This is a genomic window from Geobacillus sp. GHH01, assembly GCF_000336445.1.
GTDB classification, from domain to species: domain Bacteria; phylum Bacillota; class Bacilli; order Bacillales; family Anoxybacillaceae; genus Geobacillus; species Geobacillus zalihae.
Genome location: NC_020210.1, coordinates 1,138,191 through 1,160,022 on the forward strand (window position 1 = coordinate 1,138,191; position 21,832 = coordinate 1,160,022).

A 21,832-nucleotide genomic window follows, 5' to 3' on the forward strand; every position below is an offset into this window, starting at 1 on the left:
CGGCCGTGTCGGTGCGAGGGAGACTATAGTGTTGATCTGCCGTTTTCAGTGGCATGTCGAAAAAAAGGGGAGGATTGGATGACGGCCAGTGTGCAAGCAGACTGGAAAGTGATTGCGTTTCGCCTGAAAGATGAAGAATATGCTCTGCCGGTGCAGCATGTCCGTTCCATCGAGAAAATGCAGCCGATCACGCGCGTGCCGGGGACAGCCCATTATGTAAAAGGGGTCATCAACTTGCGCGGTGTTGTGACGCCGATCATCGATTTGCGCGAGCGGTTTGGATTTGCCCCCGAACCATATGGGGAGCAGACGCGGATCATTATCGCCGCTCTTGAAGATATGGAAGTCGGGCTTATCGTCGATGCTGCGAATGATGTCCTTGATCTGCCGACGGAAAGCATCGAACCGCCGCCAGAGGCCATTGGCTCCGTTGAGGCAAGTTACATCGACGGCGTGGCGAAAGTGGAGAATCGGCTCCTCATTTTGCTCGATTTGGCGAAAGTGCTCGACCGATAACCTGTAGAGAGGAGCATTGACCTTGGACGATATTCGCAACTTGACGGGGATGCATATTGACATTTTGCGCGAAATCGGCAACATTGGCGCCGGCAACGCGGCGACGGCTTTGTCGACGTTGCTGAACAAGAAAATTGAAATGGCGGTGCCGCGCGTTCAAATTGCGACGTTTGCCGAAATGATGGAATCAATCGGTGGACCGGAACAAGTAGTGGCGTGCGTCTATTTGCGCATCGAAGGAGAAGCGCCGGGAAACATGTTTTTCGTGCTGCCGCCGGAACAGGCTGAGCGGTTTGTCCGCCGGATGATTGGCGATGACTCATTTTCGTTTCAAGGAGAAGCCCATGAGCTTGGCTGCTCGGCGCTTCAGGAGCTCGGCAATATTTTAGCCGGTTCGTATTTGTCGGCATTGGCTGACTTTACGCGGCTCAACTTGCACCCGTCTGTGCCGGCATTGGCCATTGACATGATCGGAGCTGTGCTGTCGTTTGGGTTGCTTGAGCTGTCGCGCGTTGGCGATTACGCCATTTTGATTGACACAGCCATTTACGATGAACGGCGCCCGGACGAAAGCATCAACGGCCATTTCTTTCTTCTGCCTGACCCCGAGTCGTTTTCCACTATCTTTCGAGCACTAGGTGTGGATGGTCTATGAGCACAGCGCAGGCTGTCAAAATCGGCATTGCGGAAATGGAGGTCGTCATAGCGCCGAATGTCATCCGCACATGCGGGCTTGGGTCGTGCGTCGGCGTCGTCATTTACGATGCAGGCAAGGCGGTTGCCGGCATGGCGCATGTCATGCTTCCGCATTCCTCGATGGCGCGCGGCGGAGTCATCAATGCGGCTAAATACGCTGATACGGCGGTCGAGGCGCTCGTTCAGCTTGTCATTGCCGCTGGCGGGCGGAAAGGGATGCTGAAAGCGAAGCTGGCCGGCGGGGCGCAAATGTTTTCGTTTTCGACAGTTGGCGGCGATATGATGCGCATTGGCGCGCGCAATGTGGAGGAAGTGAAAAAGCAGCTCGAGCGGCTTCACATTCCGGTCGTCGCCGAAGATGTCGGGGGCCATAGCGGCCGCACGATCGAATTTAATCCGCAGACGGGCGTGCTCTCCATCCGCACCGCCGCTCAAGAAATCAAGGAAATATGACCGGGATGCGCCGTTTCCGCAAGGCAAGGGGGAGAATAATGGGAAGCGCGCTAAAAGGAGAAGAACGGAAATATTGGGATGAATGGATCCATGGCCGCGACCGTCGCGCGGCCGAGGAGCTGGTGCAGCGCTATATGCCGCTTGTTTTCTACCACGTGCAGCGGCTTTCGGCGACGCTGCCGAGCTCCGTGCCGAAGGATGAGCTCGTCAGCCTTGGACTCGTCGGCTTATACGATGCGTTGGAGAAATTTGATCCATCGCGTGATTTGAAGTTCGACACGTACGCCTCGTTCCGCATCCGCGGCGCCATCTTAGACGGTTTGCGCAAAGAAGACTGGCTGCCGCGCAGCATGCGCGATAAGGCCAAAAAAATTGAGGAAGCGATCGAGCGGCTTGAACAGCGGCACATGCGATCGGTGACGGCGAAAGAGATCGCCGCTGAGCTCGGGATGACGGAAGAGGAAGTGCAGGCGGCGGCGAGTGAAACGTTTTTTTCCCATTGGCTGCCGCTCGGGCAGACGACCGTCGACGAAGATGAAGGACTGCTTTCGGTTCGCGACGACCGCGCTCCGCTTCCCGAGGAGCAAATCGTTAAGCAGGAAATGATCGAAAAGCTGGCTGAAGCCATCGGACAGCTGAATGAAAAAGAGCAGCTCGTCATCAGTTTGTTTTACAAAGAGGAGCTGACGTTTACAGAAATCGGGAGCCTTTTGCATTTGTCGACATCAAGAATTTCGCAAATTCATGCGAAAGCGCTTTGGAAACTGCGCCGCTTCTTTGAAAAAGAGCCATGAGGGGAGAGAAAACGCGATGGACATCCAGCTTCCAGCGTTGCAAAGCGTCATGCCGAAAGCGCCCGACGCGGAAAGGCTTCAAACCTCAACGCAACAACATTCCTATGCCGTGCAGGCGCAAATGGCAGCTGCCGGCCAAAAGCGGGCGGAGCGTGCGCGTCGTCGGGTGACGGATAAACGAACGAGCGCCCGTCTTGAGCAGGAGGCGTCCCGTTTTGGAGGACACCCTTATAAAGGAAAAACGATCGACATTCAAGGATAGTGAACATCATGATGGCATTTTGGCTAACGATCAGTTTGCTGTTGCACGCCTTGTCGTTTTGGTTGATCATTGTGCTTTTCCTTCGCCTGTCGCGGCTTGGCGAGGCGGAGAGGCGGGCCGAGGAGCTCGAGGAAGCCATGACCGCTTATCTCGCTGCCTGGAAGGAAGAAAACGAGCGCTTTTTGGCTGAACTTGACTCGTTGCTTAATAGCGGCGCGGCTCCATTCGTTTCTGCACCGGAAACGAACGATGCGCCCAGTGGGCAACGGGGCGCGAACGGGAAAGAGACGGCGTCCATGCCGGGGGCAGGAGGCGGTGAAATCGGAGCGGGGTTCGAAAAGCGAACAGCGGAAGCAAAAAAGGGGGAAAACGAGCCGGCGGAGCGGGGAGAAACCGAAAAACGCGCCAAAACAAGCCGTCCAAGCGCCGCTCCGGGCTATTTCCCAGACATCGAAGCGGTCAAGGATGTGCTCGAACTTTCACACGCCCGACCGGCCGACGCGAGTGAGCTTGCTCGCCGCCTATATGCGGAAGGAGAGACAGTCGAGGAAATTGCCAAACAGCTCGGCAAAGGGAAAACGGAAGTCGAGCTATGGCTCAAATTTGCGCAAAAAACGAATCAATAGGCGAATAACAGCTTGATTTGCCGCTTGCAGTTGTGATATATTTTTTCATGGTGTGAATACACACGCCTGGTGATTTCAGCAACGGTGCTGGCAACGCCAGTCTTGCTGAAAGATGAGGCAGGCGGAGGACCAAAAACCACTAAGGAAACAGGAGGAGCATACATGTCGGTTATTTCGATGAAACAACTGCTTGAAGCTGGCGTCCACTTTGGACATCAGACGCGCCGTTGGAATCCGAAGATGAAAAAATACATTTTCACGGAGCGCAACGGCATCTATATCATCGACTTGCAAAAAACGGTGAAAAAAGTCGAGGAAGCCTACAACTTCGTTCGCGAATTGGCGGCGAATGGCGGCAAAATTTTGTTCGTCGGCACGAAAAAACAAGCGCAAGAGTCGGTGAAGGAAGAAGCGGAACGCTGCGGCATGTTTTATGTCAACCAACGCTGGCTCGGCGGCACGCTGACGAACTTCGCTACGATCCAAAAGCGGATCAAACGGCTGCGTGAAATTGAAAAAATGGAAGAAGATGGGATATTTGACGTTCTGCCGAAAAAAGAAGTCATTCGCTTGAAAAAAGAAAAAGAGCGTCTTGAGAAGTTTTTGGGCGGCATCAAAGACATGAAAGAGCTGCCGGATGCGTTGTTTGTCATTGACCCGCGCAAAGAGCGGATCGCGGTGGCGGAAGCGCGCAAGCTGAACATCCCGATCATCGGCATCGTCGACACGAACTGCGATCCGGATGAAATTGACTATGTCATTCCGGCCAACGACGACGCCATCCGCGCTGTTAAGCTGTTGACTTCGAAAATCGCCGACGCCGTGCTTGAGGCGAAACAAGGCGAAGAAGCGGCCGTCGCAGCAGAGTAACGATGCACAAGAAAGGTGATAAGAGGGGAAAGCCTTTTATCACCTTTTTTTGAGACAGAAATGAGCAACTTTTGGCTATACTAACGAATAAGGGCAAAACGGGAAGCCGCTGCCGGCACCGATACATATACGGGACAATGAGAAGGAGGATTTTTTTATGGCGATTACAGCACAAATGGTGAAAGAACTGCGCGAAAAAACAGGCGCAGGCATGATGGACTGCAAAAAGGCGCTCACCGAAACAAACGGTGACATGGAGAAAGCGATCGACTGGCTGCGCGAAAAAGGAATTGCCAAAGCGGCGAAAAAAGCGGACCGCATCGCGGCCGAAGGGATGGCGTACATCGCGGTGGAAGGCAATACCGCCGTCATTTTGGAAGTGAACTCGGAAACGGACTTCGTTGCGAAAAACGAAGCATTCCAAACGCTTGTCAAAGAGCTGGCCGCCCACTTGCTGAAACAAAAGCCGGCTTCGCTTGATGAAGCGCTCGGTCAAACGATGGACAACGGCTCGACCGTCCAAGACTACATCAACGAAGCGATCGCTAAAATTGGTGAAAAAATTACGCTTCGCCGCTTTGCCGTCGTCAATAAAGCGGACGGCGAAACGTTCGGTGCGTACTTGCACATGGGCGGGCGCATCGGCGTATTAACGTTATTAGCCGGCAATGCGAGCGAAGACGTCGCCAAAGATGTGGCCATGCACATTGCCGCACTTCATCCGAAATACGTCTCGCGCGACGACGTGCCGCAGGAAGAGATTGCGCATGAGCGTGAAGTGTTGAAGCAGCAAGCCTTAAACGAAGGCAAGCCGGAGAAAATCGTTGAAAAAATGGTCGAAGGCCGGCTGAACAAGTTTTACGAAGACGTCTGCCTGCTCGAGCAAGCGTTCGTGAAAAACCCGGATGTGACGGTGCGCCAATACGTCGAATCGAACGGAGCAACAGTCAAGCAGTTCATCCGTTACGAAGTCGGCGAAGGGCTCGAAAAACGCCAAGACAATTTTGCAGAAGAAGTCATGAGCCAAGTCAGAAAACAATGACGGACCGCAACAGGGAACACGCGCGTGTTCCCTGTTTTTCAAAGTGATTCGCATCATGGAGGTTGGACATGGAACAGCCAAAATACAAACGCGTCGTGTTAAAGTTGAGCGGGGAAGCGCTCGCCGGAAAGCAAGGGTTTGGCATTCAACCGGCGGTCATTCAGTCGATCGCCAAACAAGTGAAAGAAGTTGTTGAACTGGGCGTCGAGGTCGCCATCGTCGTCGGCGGCGGCAACATTTGGCGTGGAAAAACGGGAAGCGAAATGGGCATGGACCGGGCGACGGCTGATTACATGGGCATGTTGGCGACGGTGATGAATGCCCTCGCCTTGCAGGACAGCCTTGAGCAGCTCGGTGTGGAAACGCGGGTGCAAACATCGATTGAAATGCGGCAAGTGGCCGAACCGTACATTCGCCGCCGGGCGATTCGCCATCTTGAGAAAAAACGAGTTGTCATTTTCGCCGCCGGCACAGGCAACCCGTACTTTTCGACCGATACGACCGCGGCGCTCAGGGCGGCGGAAATCGAGGCGGACGTCATTTTAATGGCGAAAAACAACGTCGATGGCGTCTACAGCGCCGACCCGAACGTCGACGCCAATGCGGTCAAATACGATGAGCTGTCGTACTTGGACGTCATTAAGCAAGGGCTCGGCGTCATGGATTCGACTGCTTCCTCGCTTTGCATGGACAACAACATTCCGCTCATCGTCTTCTCGATTATGGAAGAAGGCAATATTAAACGCGCTGTGTTAGGTGAAAACATCGGAACGATCGTAAGGGGGAAATAATGATGGCAAAGCAAGTGATCCAACAGGCGAAAGAAAAGATGGATAAAGCGGTGCAAGCGTTCACCCGCGAGCTGGCAAGCATTCGCGCCGGACGGGCGAACGCAGGGCTGCTTGAGAAAGTAACCGTTGACTATTACGGCGTGCCGACGCCAATCAACCAACTGGCCTCCATCAGCGTGCCGGAAGCGCGGCTGCTTGTCATTCAGCCGTACGACAAATCGGCCATTAAAGAAATGGAAAAAGCGATTTTAGCATCGGATTTAGGGCTGACGCCATCGAATGATGGATCCGTCATTCGTCTTGTCATTCCGCCGCTCACCGAGGAACGGCGCCGCGAGCTCGCGAAGCTTGTCAAAAAGTATTCAGAAGACGCGAAAGTCGCGGTGCGCAACATCCGCCGCGATGCGAACGATGAATTGAAAAAGCTCGAGAAAAACGGCGAGATTACGGAAGATGAGCTCCGCAGCTACACGGACGAAGTGCAAAAGCTGACCGATGACCACATCGCCAAAATTGACGCCATCACAAAAGAAAAAGAAAAAGAAGTGATGGAAGTATAGGCAAAACGATGCAAACCCTCTATGTTGATGGAGGGTTTTTTTGCTATAATGGAAAGGCAAAACACGATCCCGGAGGACTCGTATGTTCAATAAAATGCGAAAAACAAAAGAGAAAGACGTCCCGGTGACGAAAGAAGAGGTGCTCAGGCATCCGATGCCGAACCACGTCGCCATCATTATGGACGGAAACGGGAGATGGGCGAAAAAGCGGGCGCTGCCGAGGGCGGCCGGCCATTACGAAGGCATGCAAGTTGTGCGCAAAATCACTCGTTTTGCGAATGAGCTGGGGATTCAGATTTTGTCGCTTTACGCGTTTTCGACAGAAAACTGGAAACGTCCGAAAAGTGAAGTCGATTATTTGATGAAGCTGCCGGAACAGTTTTTGACGACGTTTCTTCCCGAGCTCGTCGCCGAAAATGTCAAAGTCCAAGTGATCGGTCATACGGAGGCGCTGCCCGATCATACGCGCCGGGCGGTCGAGAAAGCCGTGAAGGAAACAAGCGGCAACACCGGCCTTGTGTTAAACTTTGCCCTTAATTATGGAAGCCGGGCGGAAATCGCTGCCGCCGTAAAGCAGATCGCCAAAGACGTCGAACGCGGGATGCTCGCGCCGGAAGACATCACCGAGCCGCTCATTTCCTCGTACTTGATGACGAGCGGGCTCGCTGACCCTGACTTGCTCATCCGTACGAGCGGGGAGATTCGCTTGAGCAATTTCATGCTTTGGCAGTTGGCGTATACGGAACTTTGGTTTACGGATGTCTTATGGCCGGATTTTACGGAGCAACATTTCTTAGAGGCGATTGCCGCTTACCAGCGGCGCGACCGCCGATTTGGAGGAGTGTCAGCGCGATGAAGCAGCGAATCATCACCGGAGTCATAGCGGCGGCGCTCTTTTTGCCGATTGTTATTTTTGGCGGATTTCCGTTTATAATAGTAACATATATATTGGCCACGATTGGGCTGTTTGAATTGTTGCGGATGAAAGGGATGCACCCGTTGTCGTTTGTCGGGGCGGCTGGATTGATCGCCCTTTGGCTGTTGCTCGTTCCCGCCCGTTACGGCGGCGAGTGGTTGGCGTCTGGGACCGCCAAATTTGGCGTGCTCGCCGCTTTGGCTTTTTTGTTGCTTGTCGGTACGGTCGTGACGAAAAATGCGCTCTCGTTCGATGAGGCGGCGTTTGTCGTTTTGGCGGTCGTCTATGTCGGCGTAGGGTTTTTCTGTTTCGGCGCTGTTCGTTTGGTTGGGTTCGTGTACTTCGTTTATGCCTTGTTTGTCATTTGGGCGACTGACATTGGGGCGTATTTCTTTGGCCGCGCGTTTGGCCGGCGCAAGCTATGGCCGGAGATCAGCCCAAAAAAAACAGTGGAAGGCGCCATCGGCGGCATCGCTTCCGCGGCTGTTGTCGCCGCGATTTACGAGTGGGCGGCGGCGCCGTTTGGCAGTTTGGCGGCCGCGCTTGGCGTCGCGCTGCTGCTGTCGGTGTTCGGTCAGCTCGGCGATTTGATCGAATCGGCATTTAAGCGCCATTACGGCGTCAAAGATTCCGGGGCGATTTTGCCGGGACATGGCGGCATTTTAGACCGGTTTGACAGCTTGCTGTTCGTGCTGCCGATATTGTACATATTGCTTGAAATCGCACGATAAGCGGGTGAGGAGTGAAACGATTGAAATATATTAGTATATTAGGGGCGAGCGGATCGATCGGCACACAGACGCTCGATGTCATCCGCGCCCATCCGGACGAATTCCGCTTGGCCGCCGCATCGGTCGGGAAAAATATCGAGGCGGCGAGGCGGCTGATCGCTGAATTTTCCCCAAGTCTTGTCGCCGTCGCTGACCGTGATGCGTATAAAGTTCTTTATCGCGAGTACCGCGGGCGGACGACGATCGTGTACGGAGAGGAAGGATTGATTGAAGCAGCCGTTTGCCCACAAGCCGATGTTGTCGTCACCGCTGTCGTCGGCAGCGTCGGCCTTGTGCCGACGCTGAAGGCGATTGAAGCGGGAAAAGCGATCGCCCTCGCCAACAAAGAGACGCTCGTTGTCGCCGGACATCTCGTCATGGCTGCAGCCAAGCGGCGCGGTGTGCCGCTGTTGCCAGTTGACAGTGAACATTCCGCCATTTTTCAATGTCTGCAAGGGGAAAGGATGGAACACGTTGACAAACTCATTCTGACCGCATCCGGCGGCAGCTTCCGCGACAAGACGCGCCGAGAGCTCGCTCATGTGACGGTTGAGGAGGCGCTTTGCCATCCGAACTGGTCGATGGGGGCAAAAATTACGATTGATTCGGCGACCATGATGAATAAAGGATTTGAGGTCATTGAGGCTCATTGGCTGTTCGGGCTGCCGTATGAGCGGATTGAGGTTGTTTTGCATCGAGAAAGCATCATCCATTCGCTCGTTCAGTTCCGTGACACAAGTGTATTGGCGCAGCTTGGAACGCCGGATATGCGCGTTCCGATCCAATATGCGCTTGCGTATCCAAAGCGGTTGCCGCTCCCATCCGCCAAGCCGCTTGATTTCATCTCGCTTGGGGCGCTCCATTTCGCCCCGGTTGATTTCGACCGCTATCGCTGTTTGCGTCTCGCCTATGAGGCTGGCAAGCGCGGCGGCTCGCTGCCGACGGTGTTGAATGCGGCCAATGAGGAGGCGGTGGCGGCGTTTTTAGCCGGGCGCATACCGTTTTTGGCCATCGAGGAGTGGATTGAACGCGCGCTCGAGCGCCATCGGCCAGTGAGCAATCCGCAGCTTGAGGACATTCGTGAAATCGATGCGGACGCGCGCGCCTACGTCCGCTCACTACTATCATAAAGGTGGTTGAAACGTTGGAATCGATCATTTCATTTATCGTCGTCTTTGGTGCCCTCGTCTTTTTTCACGAGCTCGGCCACTTGCTGCTAGCAAAACGGGCCGGCATTTTGTGCCGCGAATTTGCCATCGGCTTCGGGCCGAAAGTGTTTTCGTTCAAGAAAAACGAAACGGTGTACACGATCCGCCTGCTCCCGCTTGGCGGCTTCGTCCGCATGGCCGGTGAAGACCCGGAGACGATTGAATTGAAGCGTGGGCAAGTCGTCGGTCTTTTGCTTGATGAGAGCGGCCAAGTGGAAAAAATCGTCCTCAACCATAAGGACGATTATCTGAATATCCGCGTAGTGGAAGTGGAAGAGGCCGATTTAGAGCATGGCATGTATGTGACCGGCTATACGGACGGCGAGCGGTTCGAGCGGTTTACGGTCAAGGAGCCGGCGTTTTTCGTCGTCGACCGCCAAGAGATTCAAATTGCTCCGTACCATCGCCAATTTGCGGCAAAAACGCTCGGGCAGCGAACGATGACGATTTTGGCCGGACCGCTCGCCAACTTTCTCTTGTCGCTCGTTGTCTTTATCATCATCGGTCTTTTGCAAGGCTATCCGGTCGACAAGCCGGTGATCGGCGAGCTGACGCCGGAAGGAGCGGCGCGCGCCGCCGGCTTGAAGCAAGGGGATAAAGTGATCGCCATTAACGGCGAACGGATGGAAACATGGACGGAAATCGTCAACACGATTCGCGCCCATCCGGGAGAACCGCTTCAGTTTCAAATTGAGCGGAATGGGAAAGAACGGAGTGTGACGGTCACTCCGGAGGCGAAAACGGTGCAAGGGGAGACGATCGGCTTGATCGGCGTCTATCAGCCGATGGAAAAATCGGTGTTGGGCTCGATCAAGCAGGGGCTGGTTGAGACGTATTACTGGACGCGGGAAATTGTAACGGGGCTCGGCCAATTGATCACCGGCCAGTTTCAGCTTGACATGCTGTCCGGACCGGTCGGCATCGCTGTATCGACCGGCAAAGTGGCGGAGTCTGGGATCTACTACTTGATGAAATGGGGCGCGATTTTAAGCATCAACCTGGGGATTGTCAACTTGTTGCCATTGCCGGCGCTAGACGGCGGGCGGCTCCTCTTTTTCGCCATTGAAGCGGTGCGCGGCAAGCCGGTCGACCGGCAAAAAGAAGGAATGGTTCATTTTATCGGCTTTGCCTTGCTGATGTTGCTGATGCTTGTGGTGACATGGAATGACATTCAAAAATTTTTCCTATAGAGAGAAAACGAGGTGGCTAATGGATGAGACAAAGTCAAGCATTTATTCCGACGTTGCGTGAAGTGCCGGCGGATGCGGAAGTGAAAAGCCATCAGCTCCTGCTGCGGGCCGGCTTCATTCGTCAAAGCGCAAGCGGCGTCTATACGTTTTTGCCGCTTGGGCAGCGTGTTTTGCAAAAAGTGGAAGCCATCATTCGCGAGGAAATGAACCGAATTGGAGCGATGGAGCTCTTCATGCCGGCCTTGCAGCCAGCTGAGCTTTGGCAGCAGTCCGGCCGCTGGTACTCGTACGGGCCGGAACTGATGCGCTTAAAAGACCGGCACGAGCGCGATTTCGCCCTCGGGCCGACGCATGAGGAAATGATCACGGCGATCGTCCGCGACGAAGTGAAAACGTACAAGCGGCTGCCGCTTGTCTTGTACCAAATCCAAACGAAATTCCGCGATGAAAAGCGTCCGCGTTTTGGGCTGTTGCGCGGCCGCGAGTTCATGATGAAAGACGCCTACTCGTTCCATACGTCGAAAGAAAGCTTGGATGAAACGTACAACAACATGTATGAGGCGTATGCGAACATTTTCCGCCGCTGCGGATTGAACTTCCGCGCCGTCATCGCCGACTCGGGGGCGATTGGCGGCAAAGATACGCATGAGTTTATGGTGTTATCTGACATCGGCGAAGATACGATCGCCTACTCCGATGCGTCTGACTATGCCGCCAACATCGAGATGGCGCCGGTCGTGGCCACGTACGAAAAAAGCGATGAGCCGCCAGCCGAATTGAAAAAAGTGGCGACGCCGGGGCAAAAAACGATCAATGAAGTCACGTCCTATTTGCAAGTCTCGCCGGAGCGTTGCATTAAATCGCTCTTGTTCAATGTGGACGGCCGCTATGTGCTCGTTCTCGTCCGCGGCGATCATGAAGCGAACGAGGTGAAGGTGAAAAACGCACTCGACGCGACGGTCGTCGAATTGGCGACGCCGGAAGAAACGGAGCGGGTGATGAACGCTCCAATCGGTTCGCTCGGCCCGATCGGCGTCAGCGAAGACGTCACGGTGATCGCGGACCATGCTGTCGCCGCCATCACGAACGGCGTCTGCGGCGCGAACGAGGAAGGATACCATTACATCGGAGTCAACCCGGGCCGCGATTTTGCCGTCAGTCAATACGCCGATTTGCGCTTCGTAAAAGAAGGCGACCCGTCGCCGGATGGCAAAGGGACGATCCGCTTTGCCCGCGGCATTGAAGTCGGGCATGTGTTTAAGCTGGGGACAAAATACAGCGAAGCGATGAACGCCGTCTATTTGGATGAAAACGGCCAAACGCAGACGATGATCATGGGTTGCTACGGCATCGGCGTATCAAGATTGGTGGCCGCAATCGCCGAACAGTTTGCTGACGAACACGGGCTTGTGTGGCCGGCTTCGGTCGCACCGTTTCACATCCATTTGCTTACAGCGAACGCAAAAAGCGATGAACAGCGCGCGTTGGCGGAAGAGTGGTATGAAAAGCTCGGACAGGCTGGGTTTGAAGTGTTGTATGACGACCGCCCCGAACGGGCCGGAGTGAAGTTTGCCGACAGCGATTTGATCGGCATTCCGCTCCGCGTCACCGTCGGCAAGCGAGCGGGCGAAGGCGTTGTGGAAGTAAAAGTGCGGAAAACGGGCGAGACGTTCGATGTGCCGGTCAGCGAGCTTGTCGACACTGCGCGCCGTCTCCTTCAATCATGAGTGCCGGCGCTTTCGAAAAAGAATTCTGTCTTTTTCGCCGGCGCTTTTGTTATGGTATGATATAGAAAGAGAATGATGTTGAGAGGGGAACAAACGGACGTCATGGTGACAAAAGAGCAAAAAGAGCGGTTTCTCATCCTGCTTGAGCAGCTGAAGATGACGTCGGACGAATGGATGCCGCATTTTCGTGAGGCAGCCATTCGCAAAGTCGTGATCGATAAAGAGGAGAAAAGCTGGCATTTTTATTTTCAGTTCGACAACGTGCTGCCGGTTCATGTATACAAAACGTTTGCCGATCGGCTGCAGACGGCGTTCCGCCATATCGCCGCCGTCCGCCATACGATGGAGGTCGAAGCGCCGCGCGTAACTGAGGCGGATGTGCAGGCGTATTGGCCGCTTTGCCTTGCCGAGCTGCAAGAAGGCATGTCGCCGCTTGTCGATTGGCTCAGCCGGCAGACGCCTGAGCTGAAAGGAAACAAGCTGCTTGTCGTTGCCCGCCATGAAGCGGAAGCGCTGGCGATCAAACGGCGGTTCGCCAAAAAAATCGCTGATGTGTACGCTTCGTTTGGGTTTCCCCCCCTTCAGCTTGACGTCAGCGTCGAGCCGTCCAAGCAAGAAATGGAACAGTTTTTGGCGCAAAAACAGCAAGAGGACGAAGAGCGAGCGCTTGCTGTACTGACCGATTTAGCGAGGGAAGAAGAAAAGGCCGCGTCTGCGCCGCCGTCCGGTCCGCTTGTCATCGGCTATCCGATCCGCGACGAGGAGCCGGTGCGGCGGCTTGAAACGATCGTCGAAGAAGAGCGGCGCGTCGTGGTGCAAGGCTATGTATTTGACGTCGAAGTGAGCGAATTAAAAAGCGGCCGCACGCTGTTGACCATGAAAATCACCGATTACACGAACTCGATTTTAGTCAAAATGTTTTCGCGCGACAAAGAGGACGCCGAGCTCATGAGCGGCGTCAAAAAAGGCATGTGGGTGAAAGTGCGCGGCAGCGTGCAAAACGATACGTTCGTCCGTGATTTGGTCATCATCGCCAACGATTTGAACGAAATCGCCGCAAACGAACGGCAAGATACGGCGCCGGAAGGGGAAAAGAGGGTCGAGCTCCATTTGCATACCCCGATGAGCCAAATGGACGCGGTCACCTCGGTGACAAAACTCATTGAGCAAGCGAAAAAATGGGGGCATCCGGCGATCGCCGTCACCGACCATGCCGTTGTTCAGTCGTTTCCGGAGGCCTACAGCGCGGCGAAAAAACACGGCATGAAGGTCATTTACGGCCTTGAGGCGAACATCGTCGACGATGGCGTGCCGATCGCCTACAATGAAACGCACCGCCGTCTTTCGGAGGAAACGTACGTCGTCTTTGACGTCGAGACGACGGGCCTGTCGGCTGTGTACAATACGATCATTGAGCTGGCGGCGGTGAAAGTGAAAGACGGCGAGATCATCGACCGGTTCATGTCGTTTGCCAACCCTGGACATCCGTTGTCAGTGACAACGATGGAGCTGACTGGGATCACCGATGAGATGGTGAAAGACGCCCCGAAGCCGGACGAGGTGCTAGCCCGTTTTGTTGACTGGGCCGGCGATGCGACGCTTGTTGCCCACAACGCCAGCTTTGACATCGGTTTTTTAAACGCGGGCCTCGCTCGCATGGGGCGCGGCAAAATCGCGAATCCAGTCATCGATACGCTCGAGCTGGCCCGTTTTTTATACCCGGATTTGAAAAACCATCGGCTCAATACATTGTGCAAAAAATTTGACATTGAATTGACGCAGCATCACCGCGCCATCTACGACGCGGAGGCGACCGGGCATTTGCTTATGCGGCTGTTGAAGGAAGCGGAAGAGCGCGGCATACTGTTTCATGACGAATTAAACAGCCGCACGCACAGCGAAGCGTCCTATCGGCTTGCGCGCCCGTTCCATGTGACGCTGTTGGCGCAAAACGAGACTGGATTGAAAAATTTGTTCAAGCTTGTGTCATTGTCGCACATTCAATATTTTCACCGTGTGCCGCGCATCCCGCGCTCCGTGCTCGTCAAGCACCGCGACGGCCTGCTTGTCGGCTCGGGCTGCGACAAAGGAGAGCTGTTTGACAACTTGATCCAAAAGGCGCCGGAAGAAGTCGAAGACATCGCCCGTTTTTACGATTTTCTTGAAGTGCATCCGCCGGACGTGTACAAGCCGCTCATCGAGATGGATTATGTGAAAGACGAAGAGATGATCAAAAACATCATCCGCAGCATCGTCGCCCTTGGTGAGAAGCTTGACATCCCGGTTGTCGCCACTGGCAACGTCCATTACTTGAACCCAGAAGATAAAATTTACCGGAAAATCTTAATCCATTCGCAAGGCGGGGCGAATCCGCTCAACCGCCATGAACTGCCGGATGTATATTTCCGTACGACGAATGAAATGCTTGACTGCTTCTCGTTTTTAGGGCCGGAAAAAGCGAAGGAAATCGTCGTTGACAACACGCAAAAAATCGCTTCGTTAATCGGCGATGTCAAGCCGATCAAAGATGAGCTGTATACGCCGCGCATTGAAGGGGCGGACGAGGAAATCAGGGAAATGAGCTACCGGCGGGCGAAGGAAATTTACGGCGACCCGTTGCCGAAACTTGTTGAAGAGCGGCTTGAGAAGGAGCTAAAAAGCATCATCGGCCATGGCTTTGCGGTCATTTATTTGATCTCGCACAAGCTTGTGAAAAAATCGCTCGATGACGGCTACCTTGTCGGGTCGCGCGGATCGGTCGGCTCGTCGTTTGTCGCGACGATGACGGAAATCACCGAGGTCAATCCGCTGCCGCCGCATTACGTTTGCCCGAACTGCAAGCATTCGGAGTTCTTTAACGACGGTTCAGTCGGCTCAGGGTTTGATTTGCCGGATAAAAACTGCCCGCGATGTGGGACGAAATACAAGAAAGACGGGCACGACATCCCGTTTGAGACGTTTCTCGGCTTTAAAGGCGACAAAGTGCCGGATATCGACTTGAACTTTTCCGGCGAATACCAGCCGCGCGCCCACAACTATACGAAAGTGCTGTTTGGCGAAGACAACGTCTACCGCGCCGGGACGATTGGCACGGTCGCTGACAAAACGGCGTACGGATTTGTCAAAGCGTATGCGAGCGACCATAACTTAGAGCTGCGCGGCGCGGAAATCGACCGGCTCGCGGCTGGCTGCACCGGGGTGAAGCGGACGACCGGGCAGCATCCGGGCGGCATCATCGTCGTCCCGGATTATATGGAAATTTACGATTTTACGCCGATTCAATATCCGGCCGATGACACGTCCTCTGAATGGCGGACGACTCATTTCGACTTCCATTCGATCCACGACAATTTGTTGAAGCTCGATATTCTCGGGCACGACGATCCGACGGTCATTCGCATGCTGCAAGATTTAAGCGGCATCGATCCGAAAACGATCCCGACCGACGACCCGGATGTGATGGGCATTTTCAGCAGCACCGAGCCGCTTGGCGTTACGCCGGAGCAAATCATGTGCAATGTCGGCACGATCGGCATTCCGGAGTTTGGCACGCGCTTCGTTCGGCAAATGTTGGAAGAGACAAGGCCAAAAACGTTTTCCGAACTCGTGCAAATTTCCGGCTTGTCGCACGGCACCGATGTGTGGCTCGGCAACGCGCAAGAGCTCATTCAAAACGGCACGTGTACGTTATCGGAAGTCATCGGCTGCCGCGACGACATTATGGTCTATTTGATTTACCGCGGGCTCGAGCCGTCGCTCGCTTTTAAAATCATGGAATCCGTGCGCAAAGGAAAAGGCTTAACGCCGGAGTTTGAAGCAGAAATGCGCAAACATGATGTGCCGGAGTGGTACATCGATTCATGCAAAAAAATCAAGTACATGTTCCCGAAAGCGCACGCCGCCGCCTACGTGTTAATGGCGGTGCGCATCGCCTACTTTAAGGTGCACCATCCGCTTTTGTATTACGCGTCGTACTTTACGGTGCGGGCGGAGGACTTTGACCTTGACGCCATGATCAAAGGATCAGCCGCCATTCGCAAGCGGATTGAGGAAATCAACGCCAAAGGCATTCAGGCGACGGCGAAAGAAAAAAGCTTGCTCACGGTTCTTGAGGTGGCCTTAGAGATGTGCGAGCGCGGCTTTTCCTTTAAAAATATCGATTTGTACCGCTCGCAGGCGACGGAATTCGTCATTGACGGCAATTCTCTCATTCCGCCGTTCAACGCCATTCCGGGGCTTGGGACGAACGTGGCGCAGGCGATCGTGCGCGCCCGCGAGGAAGGCGAGTTTTTGTCGAAGGAGGATTTGCAACAGCGCGGCAAATTGTCGAAAACGCTGCTCGAGTATCTAGAAAGCCGCGGCTGCCTTGACTCGCTTCCAGACCATAACCAGCTGTCGCTGTTTTAGTGGAAACGCCGCCGCTGAAGGAAGCGGACAGCGCTCTTTCGCCCGAGCGGCAGTTTCCCGTTGCAATATATTTCCCAATGTGTTATAGTTTTAGTGGAATTGGCAAAGATAATGGCAAGCAGAGAGTGGGGAAACCCACTCTTTCGTCTTGAATGGGCACCCATCTCTCGTTCATTCCCCGCCTTGTGCAGGGGATTTTCTCATTATGCCACGCATGCACGTTTGCTCGGTAAGGAGGAACACAATGAGCAAAAAGGTGACAGAAACGGTCGAACAACTCGTCACACCGATCTTAGACGAAATGGGGCTTGAACTCGTCGATATTGAATATGTGAAGGAAGGGAAAAATTGGTTTTTGCGCGTCTTCATTGACTCTGACGATGGCGTCGATATTGAACAATGCGGTGCTGTCAGCGAAAAATTGAGCGAAAAGCTCGATGAAGTCGATCCGATTCCGCATAACTATTTTTTGGAAGTATCATCGCCCGGAGCGGAGCGGCCGCTGAAAAAGGCAAAAGATTTTGCCAAGGCCATTGGGAAACATGTATATATCAAAACGTATGAGCCCATTGAAGGAGAAAAGCAGTTTGAAGGCGAACTAACCGCTTTTGACGGAACGACCGTGACGCTGTTGGTCAAAGACCGCGGACGGCAAAAAACGGTCGCCATTCCGTATGAAAAAGTGGCAAGCGCCCGATTAGCCGTCATTTTTTTCTAATCGCAAAAGGGGGATTTTTGTTGCATGAACACGCAATTGCTTGAGGCGTTAGCCGATCTGATGCGGGAAAAAGGCATCAGCAAAGAAGTCGTGATGGAAGCGATCGAAGCGGCGATCGTTTCGGCGTATAAACGCAATTTCGGGCAGGCGCAAAACGTGCGCGTCGATCTCAATATGGACACCGGCACGATCCGCGTGTTCGCGCGCAAAGATGTCGTCGAAGAGGTGGCCGATCCGCGCCTTGAAATTTCGCTTGAGGAGGCGCAGCGGATCAATCCGAATTATCAAATCGGCGACGTCGTCGAGCTCGAAGTGACGCCGCGCGATTTCGGGCGCATCGCCGCACAGACGGCGAAGCAAGTCGTCACCCAGCGCGTGCGCGAGGCAGAGCGGAGCATCATCTACGCCGAATTTGTCGACCGTGAAGAGGACATTATGACCGGCATCGTTCAGCGCGTCGACCCGCGCTTTGTCTACGTCAGCCTCGGCAAGGCGGAGGCGCTCCTGCCGGCAAACGAACAAATGCCGAATGAAACATATAAGCCGCACGACCGGTTGAAAGTATACATTACGAAAGTGGAAAAAACGACAAAAGGGCCGCAAATTTTCGTCTCCCGCACCCACCCGGGACTGTTGAAACGGCTGTTTGAGCTCGAAGTGCCGGAAATTTACGACGGAACGGTCGAGATTAAATCGATCGCCCGCGAAGCCGGCGACCGTTCGAAAATTTCCGTCCACTCCGACAACCCGGAAGTCGATCCGGTCGGCGCATGCGTCGGACCGAGAGGGCAACGCGTGCAGGCCATTGTTGATGAGCTGAACGGAGAAAAAATCGATATCGTCCGCTGGTCGGCCGATCCGGTGGAGTTTGTCGCCAACGCGTTAAGCCCGGCGAAAGTGTTGCGCGTCATTGTCAACGAGGAGCAAAAGGCGACGACGGTCATCGTTCCGGACTATCAGCTGTCGCTCGCCATCGGCAAACGCGGGCAAAACGCGCGGCTGGCGGCGAAATTGACCGGCTGGAAAATTGATATTAAAAGCGAATCGGAAGCGCGGGAGATGGGCATTGATCCGCATGCGCCATCCACTTCGCTTGATTTCAGCGATGCGGCGGCCGATAATGAAAATAGCGAAGAAAACGGCCCATCGTTTGATCAATCGGCGGAAATCGAGTGAGGGGGAATGAAAAATGGCAGCGCAAAAGAAAATTCCGTTGCGCAAATGCGTCGTCACTGGAGAGATGAAGCCGAAACGGGAGATGGTGCGCATCGTCCGCTCGAAAGAGGGGGAAGTGTCGATCGACCCAACCGGCAAAAAGGCGGGGCGCGGCGCGTATATTACCCTTGATCCGGAATGCATTTTGCAGGCGAAAAAGAAAAACATTTTGGCCCGCCATTTAAAAGCAGACATCGATGATGCGATTTATGACGAATTGCTCGCCTTGGCGGAAAAGGAGAAACAGGCCGGACATGAAGCATAACCGTTGGGCATCGCTGCTTGGATTGGCGCAGCGGGCGGGCAAAGTCGTCTCCGGCGAGGAGCTTGTCGTCAAAGAAGTGCAGCGGGGTCGGGCGCGGCTCGTCTTGCTTTCGCAAGACGCATCGGTCAACACCGAAAAAAAAGTGACGGACAAATGCACGTTTTATGGCGTCCCGCTTTGCAAAGTGCCGGACCGGTATGTGCTTGGCGGCGCGATCGGCAAGGACGCCCGCGTCGTTGTCGCTGTCATCGACGAAGGGTTTGCGCGCCAATTGCAAACGATGCTCGACTGATCTTAATGGGGGTGAATGTATGTCGAAAATGCGTGTGTATGAATACGCGAAAAAACAGAACGTTCCAAGCAAGGACGTCATTCATAAATTGAAAGAAATGAACATTGAAGTGAACAACCATATGGCGATGCTGGAGGCTGATGTCGTCGAAAAACTCGACCATCAATATCGCCCGAACACCGGGAAAAAAGAAGAGAAAAAAGCGGAAAAGAAAACGGAGAAGCCGAAACGGCCGACGCCGGCGAAAGCGGCCGATTTTGCTGATGAGGAAATGTTTGACGACAGCAAAGAAGAGGCGAAAATGAAACCGGCGAAGAAAAAGGGAGCGCCAAAAGGGAAGGAAACGAAAAAAACCGAGGCGCAACAGCAAGAAAAGAAACTGCTCCAAGCGGCGAAAAAGAAAGGAAAAGGGCCGGCGAAAGGGAAAAAGCAGGCAGCACCAGCCGCCAAACAAGCGCCGCAGCCGGCGAAAAAAGAAAAAGAGCTGCCGAAAAAAATTACGTTTGAAGGCTCGCTTACCGTGGCCGAACTGGCGAAAAAGCTTGGCCGCGAACCGTCGGAAATTATTAAGAAGCTGTTTATGCTCGGCGTGATGGCGACAATCAACCAAGATTTAGACAAAGACGCCATCGAGCTCATCTGCTCGGATTACGGCGTTGAAGTCGAAGAAAAAGTGACGATCGATGAGACGAACTTTGAAGCGATCGAAATTGTCGATGCGCCGGAAGATTTGGTTGAACGGCCGCCGGTCGTGACGATCATGGGGCACGTCGACCACGGGAAAACGACGTTGCTTGATGCGATCCGCCACTCCAAAGTGACGGAGCAAGAAGCCGGCGGTATTACGCAACACATCGGTGCGTATCAAGTGACGGTCAATGACAAAAAAATTACGTTCCTCGATACGCCGGGGCATGAAGCGTTTACAACGATGCGGGCGCGCGGCGCGCAAGTGACCGATATCGTCATTCTTGTCGTTGCCGCGGATGACGGGGTGATGCCGCAGACGGTGGAAGCGATCAACCACGCCAAGGCGGCAAACGTGCCGATTATTGTCGCCATCAACAAAATCGATAAGCCGGAAGCGAACCCGGACCGCGTCATGCAAGAATTGATGGAATACAACCTCGTTCCGGAGGAATGGGGCGGCGATACGATTTTCTGCAAGTTGTCGGCGAAAACGAAAGAGGGCCTTGATCATCTTTTGGAAATGATTTTGCTTGTCAGTGAGATGGAAGAATTAAAAGCCAACCCGAACCGGCGTGCGGTCGGTACGGTGATCGAAGCGAAGCTTGATAAAGGGCGTGGCCCGGTGGCAACGCTTTTGATTCAAGCGGGAACGTTGCGTGTCGGCGATCCGATTGTCGTCGGCACAACATACGGGCGCGTGCGCGCGATGGTGAACGACAGCGGCCGGCGCGTCAAAGAGGCGACTCCGTCCATGCCAGTCGAAATTACGGGGCTGCATGAAGTGCCGCAAGCCGGCGACCGCTTCATGGTGTTTGAGGATGAGAAAAAGGCGCGGCAAATCGCGGAGGCGCGGGCGCAGCGGCAGCTGCAGGAGCAGCGAAGCGCCAAAACGCGCGTCAGCTTGGATGATTTGTTTGAACAAATTAAGCAAGGCGAAATGAAAGAGCTGAATTTGATCGTCAAAGCCGATGTTCAAGGATCGGTTGAGGCGCTTGTCGCCGCCTTGCAAAAAATCGATGTGGAAGGCGTGCGGGTGAAAATCATCCACGCGGCTGTCGGCGCCATCACCGAATCGGATATTTCGCTGGCGACGGCATCGAACGCCATCGTCATTGGATTTAACGTCCGTCCGGATGCAAACGCAAAGCGCGCCGCTGAATCGGAAAAAGTCGACATCCGCCTCCATCGCATCATTTACAATGTCATCGAGGAAATTGAAGCGGCGATGAAAGGGATGCTCGATCCGGAGTACGAAGAGAAAGTGATCGGTCAGGCGGAAGTGCGGCAAACGTTCAAAGTATCGAAAGTCGGCACGATCGCCGGTTGCTATGTCACGGACGGCAAAATTACCCGCGACAGCAAGGTGCGCCTCATTCGCCAAGGCATCGTCGTCTACGAAGGGGAAATCGATTCGCTCAAGCGGTATAAAGACGATGTGCGCGAAGTGGCGCAAGGGTATGAATGCGGGTTGACGATCAAAAACTTCAATGATATCAAAGAAGGAGATGTCATCGAAGCATACATCATGCAGGAAGTGGCCCGGGCATGATCGGCTTCGCCGCGTGCGAATGCATCATCTACAACGCCCGCTCTCTCAAGGATAAACGGGCCGTCCTGCAGCGGGTCATGACAAGAATCCGGCAAAAATATAACGTCTCTGTGGCCGAAATTGATCATCAAGACGCATGGCAGCGGGCCAAAATCGGCCTTGTTGCCATTACGTCCAGCCGCCGGGCGACCGAACGGGAGCTCGAGCGGGCGCTTGCTTTGATCGACTCGTTCCCTGAGCTGGAGCGGGCGGCCACATCATTCGAGTGGTTGTAA

At 54.2% G+C, this 21,832-nt stretch carries 22 protein-coding genes; all 22 read left to right on the plus strand.

Annotated features, from left to right (window positions below; translation table 11 throughout):
* The first annotated feature begins 78 nt into the window (after positions 1-78).
* Positions 79-516, plus strand: coding sequence for a chemotaxis protein CheW (locus GHH_RS05780; protein ID WP_015374420.1), 438 nt, complete (start codon positions 79-81; stop codon positions 514-516).
* A 22-nt stretch (positions 517-538) separates the two neighbouring features.
* Positions 539-1,171: a chemotaxis protein CheC gene (locus GHH_RS05785; RefSeq protein ID WP_011230744.1), complete on the plus strand. Its 633-nt coding sequence runs from the start codon at positions 539-541 to the stop codon at positions 1,169-1,171.
* Positions 1,168-1,665 (plus strand): chemotaxis protein CheD, encoded by a 498-nt coding sequence (locus GHH_RS05790; RefSeq protein WP_011230745.1) that lies wholly within the window; start codon positions 1,168-1,170, stop codon positions 1,663-1,665. The genes GHH_RS05785 and GHH_RS05790 overlap by 4 nt, the downstream gene beginning before the upstream one ends.
* A gap of 38 nt (positions 1,666-1,703) precedes the next feature.
* The gene (locus GHH_RS05795; RefSeq protein WP_015374421.1) at positions 1,704-2,459 is read left to right on the plus strand and encodes a FliA/WhiG family RNA polymerase sigma factor; all 756 of its coding nucleotides are present in this window, start codon (positions 1,704-1,706) and stop codon (positions 2,457-2,459) included.
* A gap of 16 nt (positions 2,460-2,475) precedes the next feature.
* Complete coding sequence (locus GHH_RS05800) at positions 2,476-2,721, plus strand: hypothetical protein (RefSeq protein WP_015374422.1); 246 nt, start codon at positions 2,476-2,478, stop codon at positions 2,719-2,721.
* Between the two features lie 8 nt (positions 2,722-2,729).
* Positions 2,730-3,347, plus strand: coding sequence for a hypothetical protein (locus GHH_RS05805; RefSeq protein WP_015374423.1), 618 nt, complete (start codon positions 2,730-2,732; stop codon positions 3,345-3,347).
* A gap of 162 nt (positions 3,348-3,509) precedes the next feature.
* Complete coding sequence (gene rpsB, locus GHH_RS05810) at positions 3,510-4,217, plus strand: 30S ribosomal protein S2 (RefSeq protein ID WP_013145737.1); 708 nt, start codon at positions 3,510-3,512, stop codon at positions 4,215-4,217.
* Between the two features lie 157 nt (positions 4,218-4,374).
* A complete protein-coding gene (tsf, locus tag GHH_RS05815) occupies positions 4,375-5,259 on the plus strand; it encodes a translation elongation factor Ts (RefSeq protein ID WP_011230750.1) in 885 nt (294 codons plus the stop codon).
* Between the two features lie 68 nt (positions 5,260-5,327).
* Complete coding sequence (gene pyrH / locus GHH_RS05820) at positions 5,328-6,050, plus strand: UMP kinase (protein ID WP_011230751.1); 723 nt, start codon at positions 5,328-5,330, stop codon at positions 6,048-6,050.
* A gap of 2 nt (positions 6,051-6,052) precedes the next feature.
* Positions 6,053-6,610, plus strand: coding sequence for a ribosome recycling factor (frr, locus tag GHH_RS05825; protein ID WP_011230752.1), 558 nt, complete (start codon positions 6,053-6,055; stop codon positions 6,608-6,610).
* 82 nt (positions 6,611-6,692) lie between these two features.
* Complete coding sequence (locus tag GHH_RS05830; protein WP_011230753.1) at positions 6,693-7,466, plus strand: isoprenyl transferase; 774 nt, start codon at positions 6,693-6,695, stop codon at positions 7,464-7,466.
* Positions 7,463-8,257 carry a phosphatidate cytidylyltransferase gene (locus tag GHH_RS05835; RefSeq protein WP_011230754.1) on the plus strand — a complete coding sequence of 265 codons (795 nt, stop codon included), beginning with the start codon at positions 7,463-7,465 and terminating at the stop codon, positions 8,255-8,257. Before GHH_RS05830 ends, GHH_RS05835 begins: the two co-directional genes overlap by 4 nt.
* Before the next feature lie 20 nt (positions 8,258-8,277).
* A complete protein-coding gene (gene dxr, locus GHH_RS05840; protein WP_011230755.1) occupies positions 8,278-9,426 on the plus strand; it encodes a 1-deoxy-D-xylulose-5-phosphate reductoisomerase in 1,149 nt (382 codons plus the stop codon).
* Positions 9,427-9,428: 2 nt separating this feature from the next.
* Positions 9,429-10,694: an RIP metalloprotease RseP gene (gene rseP, locus GHH_RS05845; protein ID WP_201764081.1), complete on the plus strand. Its 1,266-nt coding sequence runs from the start codon at positions 9,429-9,431 to the stop codon at positions 10,692-10,694.
* Between the two features lie 23 nt (positions 10,695-10,717).
* A complete protein-coding gene (locus GHH_RS05850; protein WP_015374425.1) occupies positions 10,718-12,421 on the plus strand; it encodes a proline--tRNA ligase in 1,704 nt (567 codons plus the stop codon).
* A 102-nt stretch (positions 12,422-12,523) separates the two neighbouring features.
* Positions 12,524-16,828: a PolC-type DNA polymerase III gene (locus GHH_RS05855; RefSeq protein WP_041470657.1), complete on the plus strand. Its 4,305-nt coding sequence runs from the start codon at positions 12,524-12,526 to the stop codon at positions 16,826-16,828.
* Between the two features lie 244 nt (positions 16,829-17,072).
* Complete coding sequence (gene rimP / locus GHH_RS05860; protein WP_015374427.1) at positions 17,073-17,546, plus strand: ribosome maturation factor RimP; 474 nt, start codon at positions 17,073-17,075, stop codon at positions 17,544-17,546.
* Positions 17,547-17,570: 24 nt separating this feature from the next.
* A complete protein-coding gene (nusA, locus tag GHH_RS05865) occupies positions 17,571-18,722 on the plus strand; it encodes a transcription termination factor NusA (protein ID WP_015374428.1) in 1,152 nt (383 codons plus the stop codon).
* Between the two features lie 13 nt (positions 18,723-18,735).
* Complete coding sequence (gene rnpM, locus GHH_RS05870; protein ID WP_011230761.1) at positions 18,736-19,026, plus strand: RNase P modulator RnpM; 291 nt, start codon at positions 18,736-18,738, stop codon at positions 19,024-19,026.
* Positions 19,016-19,318 (plus strand): YlxQ family RNA-binding protein, encoded by a 303-nt coding sequence (locus tag GHH_RS05875; protein WP_015374429.1) that lies wholly within the window; start codon positions 19,016-19,018, stop codon positions 19,316-19,318. The genes rnpM and GHH_RS05875 overlap by 11 nt, the downstream gene beginning before the upstream one ends.
* Before the next feature lie 19 nt (positions 19,319-19,337).
* On the plus strand, positions 19,338-21,557 hold the full coding sequence (infB, locus tag GHH_RS05880) for a translation initiation factor IF-2 (protein WP_015374430.1): 2,220 nt from the start codon (positions 19,338-19,340) through the stop codon (positions 21,555-21,557).
* Positions 21,554-21,832, plus strand: a complete 279-nt coding sequence (locus GHH_RS05885) for a DUF503 domain-containing protein (RefSeq protein ID WP_015374431.1) — start codon at positions 21,554-21,556, stop codon at positions 21,830-21,832. Before infB ends, GHH_RS05885 begins: the two co-directional genes overlap by 4 nt.